The organism is Geodermatophilus sp. URMC 63 (genome assembly GCF_053502565.1).
Genome location: NZ_CP199956.1, coordinates 3,042,360 through 3,057,832, shown reverse-complemented (window position 1 = coordinate 3,057,832; position 15,473 = coordinate 3,042,360). Strand labels below are relative to the sequence as shown.

Sequence of the window (15,473 nt, the reverse complement as noted above, 5' to 3'; positions counted from 1 at the left end):
TCCCGCCACGTCGACGTCCACGAGAGCCGGGACGCGGTCGAGCAGGTCCCGCTCCTGCTCGAGGTGACCGGAAGGCGTGACGCGCGGACGATCAGGTGACGAGGACGCCGCCCTCCACCGGCAACGTGATGCCGGTGACGTAGCCGCTGGCGTCGCTGGCCAGGAAGAGCAGTGCGGCGCCGATCTCTTCCTGCTTGCCGACCCGACCCATCAGGGTGCGGGGAACGACCACGTCGTCGACGTACTCGCCCTCGAACTGGTCGGTCATCTCCGATTCGAAGTAGCCGGGTGCCAGTGCGTTGACGCGGATGCCCTTGCGCGGCGTCCACTGTTGGGCGAGGTCGCGGGTGAGCCCGATCAGGCCGGCCTTGCTCGAGGCGTACGCCGCCTGCGGGAGCCCCAGAGTCGTGAGTCCCACGACGCTGGAGATGTTGACGATCGAGCTGCCCGGCCGCATGACCCGACCGGCGGCCTGGGCCATCCAGTAGCAGGCATTGAGGTTGAGCTCGACGACCGAGCGGAACTGCTCGGGCGTCTCCCGCGACGCAGGGACCGCCGTGCCGACACCGGCGTTGTTGACGAGCACGTCGACCCGGCCGAACGCCTCCATCGCCGCGTCCACGAGCGCCTGGCAGTCCACTGGGTTGGTGACGTCGGTGCGCACCGCGATCGCCTTGCGGCCCAGCGCCTCGGCCGTGGCCACCGCGTCCGCCAGCCTGTTCTCACGGCGCGCGCCCAGTGCCAGATCGGCGCCCGCCTCCGCGAGGGCCTTGGCGAAGGTCACGCCCAGGCCGCTGGACGCGCCGGTGACGACGGCGACCTTGCCGTCGAGGCGGAACGAGTCGAGGAATCCCATGTCACTGTCCTTCCAGCAGGTCGACCATGCCGACCGCATCCATCGCCTCGAACATCTGCTCCGCGAGGAGGGCGAGCACCAGCAGGTCCTGCAGTTCGCCGCTGCGGTCCCGGAAGTGGTCGCGCAACAACGCTTCGCCGGTGAAACCCATCCCGAGGAACATCGCGGTGACCGGCTGCTGCCTGGCCGGCACCTCGACCACGAGCTTGAGCAGGCCGGACCGGACGCCGTGGGCGACGGCGTGCTGGGCCAGTCCGCGGCCGATGCCGCGACCGCGGGTCAGGGGGTCGACGACCAGCCGCAGTTCGGCGACGTGGTCGGACCACCCGGTCAGCGGCAGCAGGGCCGCCATCCCGTTGACGGTGCCGTCGGAGGCCACCTCGACCCAGCGCCAGCCCCGAGCGGTCGGCCAGCCCGCGAGCGCGGCAGGTGTGACGTCCTCCTTGACGAAGGTCAGATCGCTGTCGGGCAACCGCCTGAACAGCTCGCCGAGCGCGGCCACATGGTCGCGCGCGAATTCCTGGATGGTCATGCGAGGACCTCACTCCGCTGCTTCAGGAAGTCGATGATGAGAGGAAGCGTGTTGCGGGCGGCGGTGCGCCCGACCATCAGGCCGATGTGGCCGGCGTCGAGCCGCAGCTCCTGCTTGTCCTCGGAGCCGATCAGTCCGACGAGGGGGCTGGCGGCGGGCTCGGGGATGATGTGGTCGCGGAGCCCGAGGACGTGCATGAACGGCACCCGGATGTCGGAGAGCCGGACTCGGTCGCCACCGAGGAAGATCCGATCGTGGAGCAGCGCGTTGTCCTCGACCAGTCGCTTGAGCTGGCGCGCGACACCGCCCGGCAGCGGCACCTGGTCGGTCGCCCAGCCACTCATCGCCTGGTACGCCCCGACGAACTCGTCGCTCCACAACTTGTCGATCAGGTCGACGCGCGAGGTGAGCTCACTGACCGGCGCCAGGGTCCGGAAACCCTGCACGATGATCGACGGCGGAACCATGCCGTCGTCCCCGAGGACGGCGTCGAGGTCGGTGCGCGCCATCATGTCCGTCATCGGACCGAGCTTCTGCAGATCGGCCGGCGTGGTGAGGACCGTGAGGCTGCGCAGCGGTGCGTCGAGATGGTGCGCGGCATGCAGCACCGACAGCACCCCGCCGAAGCAGTAGCCGAAGAGATTGACGCTGTCGCTGCCGGAGAGCTCACAGACACGGTCGATCGCGGCGGGGATGTAGGAGTCGACGTAGTCCTCGAGCTGGTTCTGCGCGTCCCCCTCGTCGGGGACGCCCCAGTCGAGCATGTAGACGTCGAAGCCGGCGGCCACCAACTGCTCGATCACGCTGTTGCCGGGCCGCAGGTCGAGGATGTAGCTGCGGTTGAACAGGCTGTAGATGATCAGCAGCGGCGGCCGCAGAGACACCTGCTCGCTGCGATAGCGCCAGAGCTCGGTGCGGCCCTGGCTCCACACGACGTCCTTGGGACTGAGGCCGACATCCGTCCGCTGGATGCCGGTCACCATCCGGATGCCGTTGCGCGCGCGCAGCGCGGTGCGCTCGACCTCGCGGCGGATGCGGTCAATCGAGCTCAGGTCCGGGATCGTCACCACGGCGCGTCCCCTCCTTCCGCGCTCGCTGGAGCTGCAGGGAGAGCAGCCGGAGATCGCGATCGAGCGCGCCGACCTGTTGGCGGAGCCGCTTGACGTCGGAACCGGCGGGGAGGTTGACGGCGTGCCACCCCCGGGCGGCCAGCCTGCCGAGGCCGGCCCGGACGGTCCTGTTGGTGCCGGCGAGGAAGGCGACCGCCTGAGCGAACTCCTTCGAGCGGGTCAGCTCGTCGGCGAGCGGGGTCGCCACCTCCTCGAAGCGGTTGTAGAGGTCTCGGGGACCGGGCAGGCCCATCACAGCGCCCCGGGGACAGCGCCGCGGACGAGGTCGGCCAGCACGTCGCCGGCCTCGAGGGGCACGAGGTGCCCTACCGCCGGGATCTCGACGTAGCGAGCGCCGGGGATCAGCCGGGCCAGGCGCATCCCGTTGCCCACGGGCGTGAGTGGGTCCACCGCTCCGTGCACCACTGTCGTGGGAACCCTGAGGCCGGCCAGCCGTCGGGGACCGTGCCAGCCGAGGACAGCCAGCGCCTGGCTGGTCGCTCCAGCGCGCGGCGTACGCCGCTCCTCCACCTGCTCGACCAGCTCGTCGAGCAGAGCCGGCTCGCGTTCGGCGAAGCCCGGAGCGGCGAGAGCGGCCCACCGCGACCGGATGAACTGCTGGAAGGACTCGCCCGGCGGAGGCCGGTCGAACGACCGTTCGGTCAGCTCTGAGGAGCCGGGGATCTGTGCCGGCGTGGGGGGTCGGGTCGCGACCAGGAAGAGCTCACCCACGAGAGCCGGATGACGGAGAGCCAACTCCTGCGCGATCATCCCGCCCATCGAGAGCCCCAGCACTCCGGCTCGCTCGACACCGGCGGCACGCAGGACTGCTGCGGCGTCGTCCGCGAGATCCGACATCGTGAACGGAGCAGGCGCCGTCCGCGACAGCCCGCTCCCCCGGGTGTCCATGCGGATCACACGGAGCCTGCGCTCCAGGTCTCTCAGCCACGCGGTGGGCCACACACTCCCACCGGCGGTCCATCCGTTGAGCAAGAGCAGCGGCCTGCCTTCGCCGCCCTCTTCCCAGTGGACGCTCGGCCGCCGACCAGCCGGGGAGCTCTGCCCGGCGGGACGGGCGCGCGACTCGCTGGACCGGTGCTGCCGAGCCTCCCACTCCTCCCGCTCGCGGCGTTCTGCGGTGGTACGGCGACCTACCAGTCGTGCGGCCAGCCGCTGGGGCTTGTCGGCCGTGGCCACGAACACCGACTGTGTCTTCGTCGCCAACTCCACCCACGCCGCGACGGCCTCGTGGCGCGACAGAGGCTCCAACCACTGACGGGATCGGCGAGCGAGGGCATCCGCGGCGTCGCCCGGGATCGGGAGCCTGATGGGGGCGCTCACGCCGACCTCAGCTCCCGTCTGAGCAGCTTCCCGGTGGCGTTGCGTGGTAGCTGCTCGAGGAACCGGACGGTGCGCGGGACCTTGAAGCGAGCCAGTCGCTCACGCACGTAGACCTGTACCGCGTCCTCATCCAGCGCCGTCCCCGGCTTCGTCACCACGAAAGCGCGCAGCGCCTCACCGAACCGCGAGTCGGGCACGCCGACGACGGCTACCTCGGCGATCCCCGAGTGCTCGGCGAGCAGCTCTTCGACCTCCTGCGGATACACGTTCTCGCCGCCCGAGACGATCATGTCGTCCTCTCGTCCTTCGACGAAGAGCAGCTCGCCCTCGAAGTGCCCGATGTCCCCGGAGGCGAGCAGTCCACGCTGCTCCTCCTTGGCGCCGCCGCTCGTGTACCCGTCGAACCGCATCGAGCTGCCGACGAAGATGCGACCGGTGTCGCCGGCTGGAACAGGCAGACCCTCGCCGTCGAGGATCTCGACGCGCGCGCCGAGCACACGGCGACCGGCCGTTCCGGGGTGCGAGCGCAGCTCGGCGGGCGTGGCGATGGTCGCGATCGCGACCTCGGTGGAGCCGTACACGTTGTAGAGCACCGCACCGAACCGGTTGAGCGTCTCCGTCGCCAGAGCGGGCCCGAGTGCGGAGCCGCTCGCTGCGATCACCCTGAGCCGGGTCGTGTCGGCCGCCAGCAGAGCGGACGTGCCCAGCGCCAGAATCCGCTGGAGCATGACCGGCACGACCACGAGGACGTGCGCGCGGTGGCCGGAGACGGATCGGAGGGTCTCCCTCGGGTCGAAGTGGCGACTCACCACGGTGGTGGACCCGCGGGCCAGGCCCAGCAGCAGGTTGGTGAGCCCCCAACCGTGGAACAGCGGAGCGGCGACGACCTGGGTGTCGCGCGGCCGGTACGGAATGCGGCTCAGCAGCCCCGCCAGGCCTTCGACGGATTCGGCTGCGGAGCTCCGTGCGGCACCTCTGGGACGTCCTGTCGTCCCCGAGGTGAGCACGATGAGGCGTCCCTGCCGGCGCGGCGCGAGGAATCCCCCTCGCAGCGCCAGGGCCGCCTGCGCCGCTTCGCCGAACGTGCGCCGGGCGCCGCAGTCGACGACCAGGCCCTCGAACTCGTCCTCGTGCAGCAGGAACTCGACACCTTCGGCGGCCACGACGTCGGCGAGCTGGGGAGCTGCGAACTCCGTGTTGAGGAAGACGAGATCAGCGCCGGTGCGGGCAACGGCGACCAGAGCCAGGACGTACTCCCGAGAGTTGCGGGCGAGGATTCCGACCCGTGTCCCAGGGGCCACGCCCTCGTCCACGAGTCCCCGAGCCAGGTGACCGGCGCGCCGCCACAGCTCGCCGTACGTCAGAGCACCGTATGGGTCGACGACAGCGTGGGCCCATGGATACCGCGCCGCAGAGGAAGCGACTGCGCCGACGATCCCCCGGCCCCACACCCCTACCGCGCCGAAGGCCAGGGGTGCGCGATGGGGCTGTCGAAAATCGATGTTCGCGCGCGTCAGGATCGCGTCTGCTCGCAACCGCGATCGGATCGACACCGTGGGTTTCCCTGCCGGATCGTCGTCCTGACCGCCTCGGACGATGTTCACCGTCAGACCTCCCTGGCCGGTTCGGGCCACATCGGTGGATGTGCAGGGCAGACGCGTACCGCCCACACTGCCAGGCGCGCGTCCCAGTGCGAGCGGCGACGCGATCTCCGCACGTCGTCCGCCCCTGACCGAGGCATGGGACGGCGCACTGCGGCGCCGTCGCGCGGGTGGCTCACCACCCGAAGTCGCCCCGTTCCAGCCGGGCGCTCAGTCGGAGAACTCGAGCGGCAGCGTCGCGCCCGGTGAGGGTGGCACCGTCGGCGCGACCGGCCAAGCGGGCCAGCTGTGCGTCGAGGACGCGCCGACGCACCTGGCGTGTGTGCTCCTTCTCGGTCAGGACCTCGGACCCCTGATCCGTCCTCGCCGAAGCCGCGGTGCGGTCGGCGCGGCCCGCGACATGCACGGCCGCTGCGGCGGGCACGGAACCCACCCCAGGGACCTGGTCGGGCAGAGCAGCGCTCATGTGGACATCACCTCTCCTTGCCTGGGGATCGGCCCCCGTCTGGGTCCGTGGTCATCGGCGGATGACGAGGCTCATCGCCTCGCTGCGGGTCGCCGGGTTGTCGCGGAAGATCCCGCGCACCGCGGAGGTGACCGTGGTGGAGCCGGGCTTGCGGATGCCGCGCATCGCCATGCACAGGTGCTCGGCCTCGATGACGACGAGCACCCCGCGCGGCTCGAGCACCTCGGCCAGCGCGTCGGCGATCTGGCTGGTCATCCGCTCCTGCACCTGCGGCCGGCGGGCGTACATCTCGACCAGCCTGGCCAGCTTCGACAGCCCGGTGACCCGGCCGTCGACGGCCGGGATGTAGCCGATGTGCGCGACCCCGTGGAAGGGCACCAGGTGGTGCTCGCAGGTCGAGTACATCGGGATGTCCTTCACCAGGATCATCTCGTCGTGGTCCTCGTCGAACGTCGTCGAGAGGACGTCGTACGGGTCCTGCTGCAGGCCGGCGAACGTCTCGGCGTAGGCCCGGGCGACCCGGGCGGGGGTGTCCTGCAGCCCGGGCCGGTCGGGGTCCTCCCCCACCGCCGACAGCAGCTCGCGGACGGCGGCGGCGGCCCGGGCGGCATCGAAGTCACCAGCCACGACGCCCGACCTCCCAGTGTCTGTCATGTGGACTTCATGGCTGCTCACGACGACCGGAGCCCGCGTCAGGCCCCGCCGAGGACCGGCACCCGGGCGCCGCTGAGCGGCGCGGCGTCCGGGTCGACGAGGAACGTGCCCGTGCGATCACCGTCGGGGATGCCGCGCGGGCGACCAGGTCGGCCGCCATCCACCCGGTGGGCGGGCATGTCGATGAGCGAGGCCAGGTCCGCCTCGACTCGGATGCGTCGCGGGCGCAGCTCCTCGGCGAGCATCGCGATGTTCATCCGGGGCCTCCGCTCAGTCCGAGGCGGGGAGGGGCTGGGCGGACTTGAGCGGCAGCTGCGCCCCGTTCAGCGCGAGCGCCCCGGTCCCGCCCTTGACGCAGAGCAGCTCCAGACCGGTCTGCGGGTCGGCGTAGCGCTTGCCCAGCGCGGTGCCGCCCGTATGCCCCTCGGTGATCGTCAGGCCTGGGGTGGGCTCGCTGTCGCTGGGGACCAGGGGATGGCCGCCGCAGGTGAGGGAGACCTCGCCCTGCGGTGCGCGGACCACGACCACCTGGGTGTCGTCCACGGCGCTGCGCCAGCGCGATCCGACACGAAGCTGCATCCTCGCCCTCCTCCGGACGCGTGCCCCGATCGATTCGAGGCGCGATTCCTCATGAGGATATCAGGACGGCCCCCGAGTCGGAAGCCGTTCGGCGAGCTCATCCGGTCAGACCGCTCGCCGTCCGCCGCTCACACCCCAGGGCAGGGCACGCCGTCCGCCCGGGCGGACTCGGCCGGGTCCGATCCCGAGCCGGCCTTCGCATCACGTGTAGAGAACGCGGTTGAGGCGGACGAAGTACTCCGCATCGGGGTTCTTCGAAGGGTCCCCCATCCGCTCCGTGACGACGGCGGTGGCCAGGTCGCGCCGTCGGGGCGCCCGTTCGGCATCGGCCGCGGCCAAGGCAGCGGACAGCTCCGCACGGGTCAGATCCGTGCAGTAGGACGGCGTGCCGGGCTGCTGCCGCCAGGGATTGGGTGAGGGTTCCGGCATCGAAGGCGTCGAATCCGGTGTCCTCGACCAGCTGCATCCCGATGCGACGGTCCTCGTCGTGATCGGCCGCGACCGGCAGCGCGATACGGCCAGGGGTGCCCGCCGGCTGACCCTTGCTCGCCAGGGAGTCGGACCCGATGGAGTTCCACGCCTTGACGACCGTCCGCCCCAGCTGCTGTGCGACCCACACGCTCTCGACCTGTCCAGCGTCGAGCGCCTCGATGGCGCCGTCCCGCGTCGGGTAGTAGTTCGAGGTGTCGATGACGACGACGTCGTCCGGCAGGTCGCGCACGAGCGGCGCGACCTCGGGGAGTCGGCCGACGGGCACCGAGACGATGACCACGTCGACGTCGGCGACAGCGTCCGCCGCGGTGACGGCGCGCGTACCCGTGGCGAGGACGTCCTGCCCGATGGCCTGGGGACCGCGCGAGTTGGCGGCCTTGACCTCGTGCCCGGCCTCGGGCAGGCGCAGTGCCAGGGTCTTGCCGATGTGCCCCGTGCCGAGGATGCCGATCGTCATGGGATTCCCATCCTGTCGTGCGCGGATCCGCCCGAGCTGGCGCCGCCCGATCGACGTCCCGTGGACGGACAACCCCCTCCTTCTAGAGGGGACGGGCGATCATGCTGGCGTCGTCGGGCGGGCTGGCACGCCCGACGGTGATGCGAGCGGTTACTGGTCGAGCTCTCGGCGAACCGCGGCGACGGAGACGTCTCGAGGGTGCACAGGCGGAGACGGTCGACCCGGACGCACCGATGGCGTACATCTGCTGGCGCCGTCTCGTCCGGACGAGGTCCCGTCGTCCGGTCGCCTCAACGCACGCGACTGCGCTGAGGCGGCGCAACAGCGAGGGCTCGTGGGTCCAGAGCCGCGATGAGCTCCCGGGTCCGCTGCACGTCCTGGGCCATCGCCGACACCAGCTCGGAGACATCGGCGAAGCGGAGCATCCCCCGGAGGCGTCGCACGGACCGCACGGCCAGGACCGAGTCGTACAGGTCACCCTCGAAGTCGAGCAGGTGCGCCTCGACGGTGCGGCGCTGACCGTCGAACGTCGGATTCGTACCGACCGAGATCGCAGCGGCACGGTACAGACCGCTGCCGGGCGGCCCACTGGCCAGACCGGCGTAGACGCCGTCCGCGGGGAGTCGCACGCCCGCCGGTGTCTCCACGTTGGCCGTCGGACAGCCGATCAGCCGTCCGCGCTGTTCCCCGCGGACGACGGGACCTTCGACGGCCCAGACGTGGTGTTCCGACGTCACAGCGACCACTCCTCAGACGGTGTCGATCCGGGGATCCTCAGGACGCTCCGCGGTACGTGCCGGCTCTCGGTTGTGGAGCGGGAGCGGCGCGGGTCACTATATTGCTCATGAGGTTCCGGCGCTAGATGTCGGCCGGACCGCCACCCGTTCGGACCCGAGAACTGGAGTTGATGGACGTGAGCGCACGGCTGACCGGCAAAGTCGCCTTCATCACCGGCGCGGCGCGCGGCCAGGGCCGGGCGCACGCACTGCGGCTGGCCAGCGAGGGCGCCGACATCCTCGCCCTGGACCTGGCCGGCCCCCTCCCCCAGGGAGTGCCGTACGAGTCGTCGACCCCGGACGACCTGGCCGAGACGGCCCGCCAGGTCGAGGCTCTCGACCGCCGGATCCTGACCCACCAGGGTGACGTCCGGGACTTCGAGGACGTGCAGGCCTTCGTCGGGCGGGGCGTCGCCGAGCTCGGCCGGCTGGACATCGTGGTGGCCAACGCCGCCGTCTTCGTCCCGGGCACCTGGGACGAGATCACGCCGACGATCTTCAAGGACACGATCGACATCAACGTCACCGGTGTGTGGAACACGGTGATGGCATGTGCGCCGCACGTGATCGCCGGCGGCAACGGTGGGGCGATGGTGCTGATCAGCTCCGGCGCGGGCAGGAAGCTGCAGCCGTTCGCGATCCCGTACACGACCAGCAAGCACGCGGTCACCGGCATGACGCGGGCCTTCGCCGCCGAGCTCGGCAAGCACGGCATCCGGGTCAACTCGGTGCACCCCGGCGCTGTGGCCACGGCCATGGCCGGCGAGGGCGTGATGGCCGCCATGGAACGGGCCACTGCCTCCAACCCGAAGCTCGCGGCCATGGGAACCACCTTCCTCGACCAAGGCTGGACGGAGTCCGACCAGATCGCGAACGCGGTCGCGTTCCTGGTCTCCGACGAGGCCAGGTTCATCACCGCCGAGCACCTGTCGGTCGACGGGGGCGTCCAGCACTTCTGACCGCCGAGCGCTGACGGGCCGCCGGGCGCGGAACGGGCGAGGGCGAGCCGGTGGACCGGTTGGCAGTAGGCCTGGCCAGGCGAACGCAGCCCGGGACCGCGAGACCCTCGCCGCAGCGGCCCCGGCGCCAGTGATCGTCGACGGCGACCGGCCGGCGTTCGTCGCACAACAGCGCCCGCTCACGTGACGAGACGCGCTGGCCCGAGTGCAGTGACCGGTCGGACTGCGGAGTTGCGTCACCGACGTCCCCGCCGACCTCATTCCTGCCGCCGAGGTGATCAGCAGCTCTCAGGAGCGTCGCACCGTCCTACTGTCCGCTCGTGCCCACTCGCAACGAGCTTGCCGTGGTGTCTGCGGTTCTCGGACCACGATTCGATCCGGCTCAGCTCACCGTCGTCGGTCCGGAGCAGGGGTTCGCGTCGGCGCTCGACATCACGGCGCTGGCGACCGGCTCGACCGCTGCGGCACACCTGGCGGCGGCCGAGTTGCTGTCCGCACGAACCGGTGGCGCGGCCCGCGGCGTGACGATCGACCGGCTGCAGGCGTGCGCATCGTTCAGGAGTGAGGCGCTCTTCCGCCCGGACGGCTGGCAGCGCCCGGAGCCAGAAGCGCTCATCAACGCCAACTATCGGTGCGTGGACGGATGGATACGCCTCCACGCCGCTTACAGGTGGCATCGCACGGCCGCACTCGGGGCGCTCGGTGTGGACGACGCCGTGGTCGACAAGTCCGAGATCGCGGCGGTCATCGCTGGACGTGACGGGGAAGAGCTCGAGTCCGCCGTGATCGCGGCCGGGGGGGCCGCAGCCCTGATGCGCACCCGGGAACAATGGGATGCCCATCCTGCAGGTTCGGCGCTGGCGAGCTCGCCCGCGGTGGTGTGGGCCGAGCACCGGAGCGGCGAGGCCCACCTCTCCCGAGCGCCCTCCCGTCCCCTGGAGGGTGTCCGAGTGCTCGACCTCACCCGGGTGATCGCCGGACCCACGTGCACCCGCTTCCTCGCCGCTCAGGGCGCGAGCGTGTTGCGCATCGATCCGCCGGGCTTCTCGGAGATGGGTGACTTGGTGACGGTGACGACCGCGGGGAAGAGGTGTGCGGCCCTTGACCTGCATTCGCCGGAAGGCGCAGCGCGCCTTGCGTCACTCGTCGCCGAGTCGGACGTCCTCGTGTGCGGCTGGCGCCCCGATGCCTTGACCCGGCTCGGCTTCGACGAGGATCGACTCGTCTCGCTCAATCCGGCCCTCGTCGTCGCCCGCGTCAACGCCTACGGCTGGGGCGGCCCGTGGCTCAACCGCCGCGGCTTCGACAGCCTCGTGCAGATGAGCACCGGAATCGCTGCCGATGGACAACGGAGCGCCGGCACATCGGAACCCGTGGAGCTGCCCTGTGCCGCGCTCGACTACGCCACGGGGTACTTCATGGCGGCGTCGGTGTGCCGCGCCCTCACGGGGCTCGTGCAACGCGGCAGAGTGCTCGAAGCTCGCGTCGCCTTGGGACAGACCGCAACGCTCCTGAAGGCCTTCCCGGCGCCCGCTGACTCGATCGACGAGCCACCGCCGCCTCTCGCCGACTACGCATCGGAGGCAGTACTGACTGCGTGGGGGCCTGTGAGAACGGTTCCCGTGCCGGGGTCGATCGACGGCGTCACCCTCGCCGAACTTCGACCTGCCGGCCCGTTGGGCCGCGACGCACCGTCATACGGGTGACGGCGGATGCCTGCAGGCAGCTCACCGCCTTCGCTTCCCGTGGAGAGATCCCGCCGTGTTCGACGGTGACGACGTCGTCCTCATGGTTTCTCAGTGCGAGCCACAACCCTCCCCACGACCGCTTGACGGCCGAGTTGCGCCGAAGGTAACGTGCGTCACGGCAGATCCTCATGAGGATCTCCGGCACCACCCGCCCAGTTCGTGGCCTCACCGGTCTGCCCCGGATCACCTGACGACGCGATGAGTCGCACGACACCGAGTAGCCGTCTCGACTGCATCATGCCCCCCTGGGCGCGTGAGCCGGGGCGCGGCACAGCCCGTTCACCGCAGGAGGTACCTGATGGCTCCACTCGAATCCGAATCGGTCGACGGATCGCCGCGGAGGCAGTCTCGCGTCGTCATCAGGTTCGCCGGCGACTCCGGTGACGGCATGCAGCTGACCGGTGACCGGTTCACGGCGGAGGCGGCGGCGTTCGGCAACGACCTGTCGACGCTGCCGAACTTCCCTGCGGAGATCCGCGCGCCGCACGGCACGTTGGCCGGTGTCTCGAGCTTCCAGCTGCACTTCGCCGACTACGACATCCTGACCCCGGGCGACCGGCCGGACGTGCTGGTGGCGATGAACCCGGCCGCGCTGAAGGCGAACCTGGCGGATCTGTCGCCCGGCGGGGTGCTGATCGTGGACACCGACGAGTTCACGAAGCGGAACCTGGCCAAGGTCGGATTCGACGGCGACCCGCTCGAGGACGGCTCGGTGGCGTCGTACACGGTGCACCGGGTGGCGATGACGTCACTGACCACCGCCGCGCTGGCCCCCTTGGGAATCGGCAAGAAGGAGGCCGAGCGCAGCAAGAACATGTTCGCCCTGGGCCTGCTGTCGTGGATGTACTCCCGGCCGACCGAGGGCACCGAACGCTGGCTACGGAGCAAGTTCGCGAAGCGCCCAGAGATCGCCGAGGCCAACGTCGTGGCCTTCCGCACCGGGCACGCCTACGGGGAGACGACCGAGTCGTTCGCAGTCACCTACGAGGTCGCCGCGGCCTCACTGCCGGACGGCACCTATCGGCAGATCACCGGAAACTCCGCACTCGCCTACGGCATCGTGGCGTCCGGCCTGCGGTTCGGGCTGCCCGTGTTCCTCGGCAGCTACCCGATCACGCCGGCCTCGGACATCCTGCACGAGCTGTCGAAGCTCAAGCGGTTCGGCGTGACGACGTTCCAGGCCGAGGACGAGATCGCCGGCGTGAGTGCGGCGATCGGTGCGGCCTTCGGCGGCGCCCTGGGGGTGACGACGACGTCGGGCCCCGGCATCTCGCTGAAGTCGGAGGCGATCGGGTTGGCGGTGATGACGGAGTTGCCGCTGCTGGTGGTCGACGTGCAGCGTGGCGGCCCCTCCACCGGCCTGCCGACGAAGACCGAGCAGGCGGACCTGTTGCAGGCGATGTTCGGCCGAAACGGTGAGGCGCCACTGCCGATCGTGGCGCCGCGATCCCCCTCCGACGCCTTCGACGCCACGCTGGACGCCGTCCGCATCGCGGTCACGTACCAGACGCCGGTGCTGCTCCTCTCCGACGGGGCGATCGCGAACGGCTCCGAGCCGTGGAGGCTGCCCGAGGACGGGGACCTACCCGAGACACCGGTGCGGTTCGCCACCGAGCCCAACGGTCCGGACGGCAGCTTCCTGCCCTACCTGCGCGACTCCGACACCCTCGCGGTCCCGTGGGCGGTGCCCGGCACACCCGGTCTCGCTCATCGGATCGGCGGGCTGGAGAAGGCCGACGGCACCGGCAACATCTCCTACGACCCGGCCAACCACGAGTTCATGGTGCGGGTGCGCCAGGCCAAGATCGACGGCGTCACGGTGCCGGACCTGGAGGTCGAGGACCCGGACGGCGACGCCGACGTCCTCGTCCTCGGCTGGGGCTCGACCTACGGCCCGATCGGCGCCGCGGTCCGCCGGCTGCGAGCTCGCGGGCATTCGGTGGCGCAGGCCCACTTCCGGCACCTCAACCCGTTCCCGGCCAACACCGCGGACGTCCTGAGCCGGTACCGCAAGGTCGTCGTCCCCGAGATGAACCTGGGCCAGTTGGCCTTCCTGCTCCAGGGCCGGTTCTGCGTCCCCGTCGAGTCGATCACCAAGGTCGCCGGCATGCCGTTCGGAGCAGCCGAGCTCGCCGAACTCCTGGCACCGCTGATGACGAAGGAACTGGCACCGCTGATGACGAAGGAAGGGGTGTTGGCATGACCGCGATCGACCTGGGGCTGCCGGTGCTCGGCGGACTGGACCGCGTGCCCACCGAGGACGAGGTGCAGCGGGCGAAGGACTTCACCAGCGACCAGGAGGTGCGGTGGTGCCCCGGTTGCGGCGACTACGCGGTGCTGGCCGCCGTCCGCTCGTTCCTGCCGACGCTGCACATCAAGCGCGAGAACATCGTCTTCGTGTCGGGCATCGGGTGCTCCTCCCGGTTCCCGTACTACCTGGACACCTACGGCATGCACTCGATCCACGGCCGCGCGCCGGCGATCGCGACCGGACTGGCCGTCTCCCGGCCCGACCTGTCGGTGTTCGTGGTGACCGGGGACGGCGACGCGCTGTCCATCGGCGGCAACCACCTGATCCACGCGCTGCGCCGCAACGTGAACCTGACGATCCTGCTGTTCAACAACCGGATCTACGGGCTCACGAAGGGCCAGTACTCGCCCACCTCCGAGGTCGGGAAGGTCACCAAGTCCACGCCGATGGGCTCGCTGGACCACCCGTTCAACCCGGTGTCCCTCGCGCTCGGTGCCGAGGCGACGTTCGTCGGGCGGGCGATGGACTCCGACCGAGCTGGTCTGACGGAGGTGCTCGGTGCCGCGACGCGGCACCGAGGGGCATCGTTGGTCGAGATCTACCAGGACTGCCCGATCTTCAACGACGGCTCCTTCGACGTGCTGCGCAAGCCAGACCAGTCGGAGTCGCGGGTGATCACCGTGCGGCACGGCGAGCCAATCGTCTTCGGCAACGAGGGCCGCTATGCCGTCGTCCGGAAGGGATTCGGGCTGGCCGTGGCGCCGACCGCGGAGGTCGCGCCGGCGGACGTCGTGGTCCACGACGCCACTGACACCGAGCTCGCGTTCGCCCTGTCCCGGCTGTCCGACCAGGACCTGCAGCACGCAGTCTTCGGCGTCCTTCGGCAGGTGGATCGGCCCACGTACGACGACCTCGCACGAGCCCAGGTGCAGCAAGCGGTACAGGCCGGGACCGCCGACCTCCACTCACTCCTGCACGGCACCGACACGTGGGCTGTCCAGAGCGGCATCGTGCAGATCCCGCATGGCTGAGCGACCGCTGGAGCGAGAGAGCGGAAGGACCGGACGTGTCCGAGGAGGGTTCCGTCCCTGCGGACCTGTTCCAGTGGCTCTGCCGGGAGCTGGGACACGCGGCGGACGAGGTCATGAGTGTCCGCATCAACCGCGAGCGCGTCGTGCTGCTGAAAGATCCGCCCATGGGGCCGCTGCAGAAGTTCACGTACGAGCCGCTCGACGGTCGGCTCACGCTCGTCGACCAGGAACCGGCCGGCGTCCGCGATGAAGGACGTGGGCGGCGATGAGAGTGCCCCGCCGGTGACGAGGCGCGAAGAACTACCGCGGTTGTCCTGCCCCTCCTCCCTCGGAGCGGTCGTGCCCCGATATCGCTACATCTCTCCCTGGCCGGCGGTCTTCGGCGACCTCGAGGTCGGCCGTAACGCCCGCGTCCTCCCCGTCGACGGCCGGGCACTGCCTCCGACCGGCTCGACGGTCATCCTCCTCCCGGGAGATGAGATCGAGCTTGAGCAGCCGTCCACCGATGCCCGCCTCAGAGAGGTGGCCGGACCCAGGGACGGCGAACAAGAGGTCCGCTGACCGGTCCGGATCTGGTCGCCTGCAGTCCCCCGGCGCCGCACGCACCAGGGTGCGGCGCCG

General features: G+C 70.6%; 17 protein-coding genes. 6 read left to right on the top strand and 11 right to left on the bottom strand.

All coding sequences use genetic code 11. The features are described from left to right. Positions 1-91: 91 nt before the first annotated feature. The 11 genes from ACWIZO_RS15100 to ACWIZO_RS15050 all read right to left on the bottom strand — a co-directional run bounded on the left by ACWIZO_RS15100 (position 92) and on the right by ACWIZO_RS15050 (position 8,824). Positions 92-895 carry an SDR family NAD(P)-dependent oxidoreductase gene (locus ACWIZO_RS15100; protein WP_448638472.1) on the bottom strand — a complete coding sequence of 268 codons (804 nt, stop codon included), beginning with the start codon at positions 893-895 and terminating at the stop codon, positions 92-94. Then, positions 858-1,388 carry an N-acetyltransferase family protein gene (locus tag ACWIZO_RS15095; protein WP_448638471.1) on the bottom strand — a complete coding sequence of 177 codons (531 nt, stop codon included), beginning with the start codon at positions 1,386-1,388 and terminating at the stop codon, positions 858-860. The genes ACWIZO_RS15100 and ACWIZO_RS15095 overlap by 38 nt, the downstream gene beginning before the upstream one ends. Then, positions 1,385-2,458 carry an alpha/beta fold hydrolase gene (locus tag ACWIZO_RS15090; RefSeq protein WP_448638470.1) on the bottom strand — a complete coding sequence of 358 codons (1,074 nt, stop codon included), beginning with the start codon at positions 2,456-2,458 and terminating at the stop codon, positions 1,385-1,387. Before ACWIZO_RS15090 ends, ACWIZO_RS15095 begins: the two co-directional genes overlap by 4 nt. After that, positions 2,427-2,750, bottom strand: a complete 324-nt coding sequence (locus ACWIZO_RS15085; protein ID WP_448638469.1) for a hypothetical protein — start codon at positions 2,748-2,750, stop codon at positions 2,427-2,429. Before ACWIZO_RS15085 ends, ACWIZO_RS15090 begins: the two co-directional genes overlap by 32 nt. Further along, positions 2,750-3,838, bottom strand: coding sequence for an alpha/beta fold hydrolase (locus ACWIZO_RS15080; protein ID WP_448638468.1), 1,089 nt, complete (start codon positions 3,836-3,838; stop codon positions 2,750-2,752). Before ACWIZO_RS15080 ends, ACWIZO_RS15085 begins: the two co-directional genes overlap by 1 nt. Next, entirely contained in the window at positions 3,835-5,442 is a 1,608-nt protein-coding gene (locus tag ACWIZO_RS15075) for an AMP-binding protein (RefSeq protein WP_448638467.1), read from the bottom strand. The genes ACWIZO_RS15080 and ACWIZO_RS15075 overlap by 4 nt, the downstream gene beginning before the upstream one ends. A 514-nt stretch (positions 5,443-5,956) precedes the next feature. After that, positions 5,957-6,532, bottom strand: coding sequence for a GTP cyclohydrolase I FolE (folE, locus tag ACWIZO_RS15070; RefSeq protein ID WP_448638466.1), 576 nt, complete (start codon positions 6,530-6,532; stop codon positions 5,957-5,959). 65 nt (positions 6,533-6,597) lie between these two features. After that, positions 6,598-6,816, bottom strand: a complete 219-nt coding sequence (locus ACWIZO_RS15065; protein ID WP_448638465.1) for a hypothetical protein — start codon at positions 6,814-6,816, stop codon at positions 6,598-6,600. A gap of 13 nt (positions 6,817-6,829) precedes the next feature. Beyond that, on the bottom strand, positions 6,830-7,138 hold the full coding sequence (locus tag ACWIZO_RS15060) for a hypothetical protein (RefSeq protein ID WP_448638464.1): 309 nt from the start codon (positions 7,136-7,138) through the stop codon (positions 6,830-6,832). A gap of 97 nt (positions 7,139-7,235) precedes the next feature. Continuing rightward, the gene (locus ACWIZO_RS15055) at positions 7,236-8,087 is read right to left on the bottom strand and encodes an NADPH-dependent F420 reductase (protein ID WP_448638463.1); all 852 of its coding nucleotides are present in this window, start codon (positions 8,085-8,087) and stop codon (positions 7,236-7,238) included. Between the two features lie 290 nt (positions 8,088-8,377). Further along, on the bottom strand, positions 8,378-8,824 hold the full coding sequence (locus tag ACWIZO_RS15050; RefSeq protein ID WP_448638462.1) for a riboflavin kinase: 447 nt from the start codon (positions 8,822-8,824) through the stop codon (positions 8,378-8,380). A gap of 176 nt (positions 8,825-9,000) precedes the next feature. On the opposite strand from ACWIZO_RS15050, the gene ACWIZO_RS15045 reads away from it, so the two are divergent. The 6 genes from ACWIZO_RS15045 to ACWIZO_RS15020 all read left to right on the top strand — a co-directional run bounded on the left by ACWIZO_RS15045 (position 9,001) and on the right by ACWIZO_RS15020 (position 15,413). Next, entirely contained in the window at positions 9,001-9,822 is an 822-nt protein-coding gene (locus ACWIZO_RS15045) for a mycofactocin-coupled SDR family oxidoreductase (protein ID WP_448638461.1), read from the top strand. Positions 9,823-10,142: 320 nt separating this feature from the next. Continuing rightward, positions 10,143-11,528: a CoA transferase gene (locus ACWIZO_RS15040; protein ID WP_448638460.1), complete on the top strand. Its 1,386-nt coding sequence runs from the start codon at positions 10,143-10,145 to the stop codon at positions 11,526-11,528. A gap of 340 nt (positions 11,529-11,868) precedes the next feature. Next, the gene (locus ACWIZO_RS15035; protein ID WP_448638459.1) at positions 11,869-13,773 is read left to right on the top strand and encodes a 2-oxoacid:acceptor oxidoreductase subunit alpha; all 1,905 of its coding nucleotides are present in this window, start codon (positions 11,869-11,871) and stop codon (positions 13,771-13,773) included. Continuing rightward, the gene (locus ACWIZO_RS15030; RefSeq protein ID WP_448638458.1) at positions 13,770-14,852 is read left to right on the top strand and encodes a 2-oxoacid:ferredoxin oxidoreductase subunit beta; all 1,083 of its coding nucleotides are present in this window, start codon (positions 13,770-13,772) and stop codon (positions 14,850-14,852) included. The genes ACWIZO_RS15035 and ACWIZO_RS15030 overlap by 4 nt, the downstream gene beginning before the upstream one ends. A gap of 35 nt (positions 14,853-14,887) precedes the next feature. Continuing rightward, positions 14,888-15,121, top strand: a complete 234-nt coding sequence (locus tag ACWIZO_RS15025) for a hypothetical protein (RefSeq protein ID WP_448638457.1) — start codon at positions 14,888-14,890, stop codon at positions 15,119-15,121. Continuing rightward, entirely contained in the window at positions 15,099-15,413 is a 315-nt protein-coding gene (locus tag ACWIZO_RS15020; RefSeq protein WP_448638456.1) for a hypothetical protein, read from the top strand. The genes ACWIZO_RS15025 and ACWIZO_RS15020 overlap by 23 nt, the downstream gene beginning before the upstream one ends. The last annotated feature ends 60 nt before the right edge of the window (positions 15,414-15,473 follow it).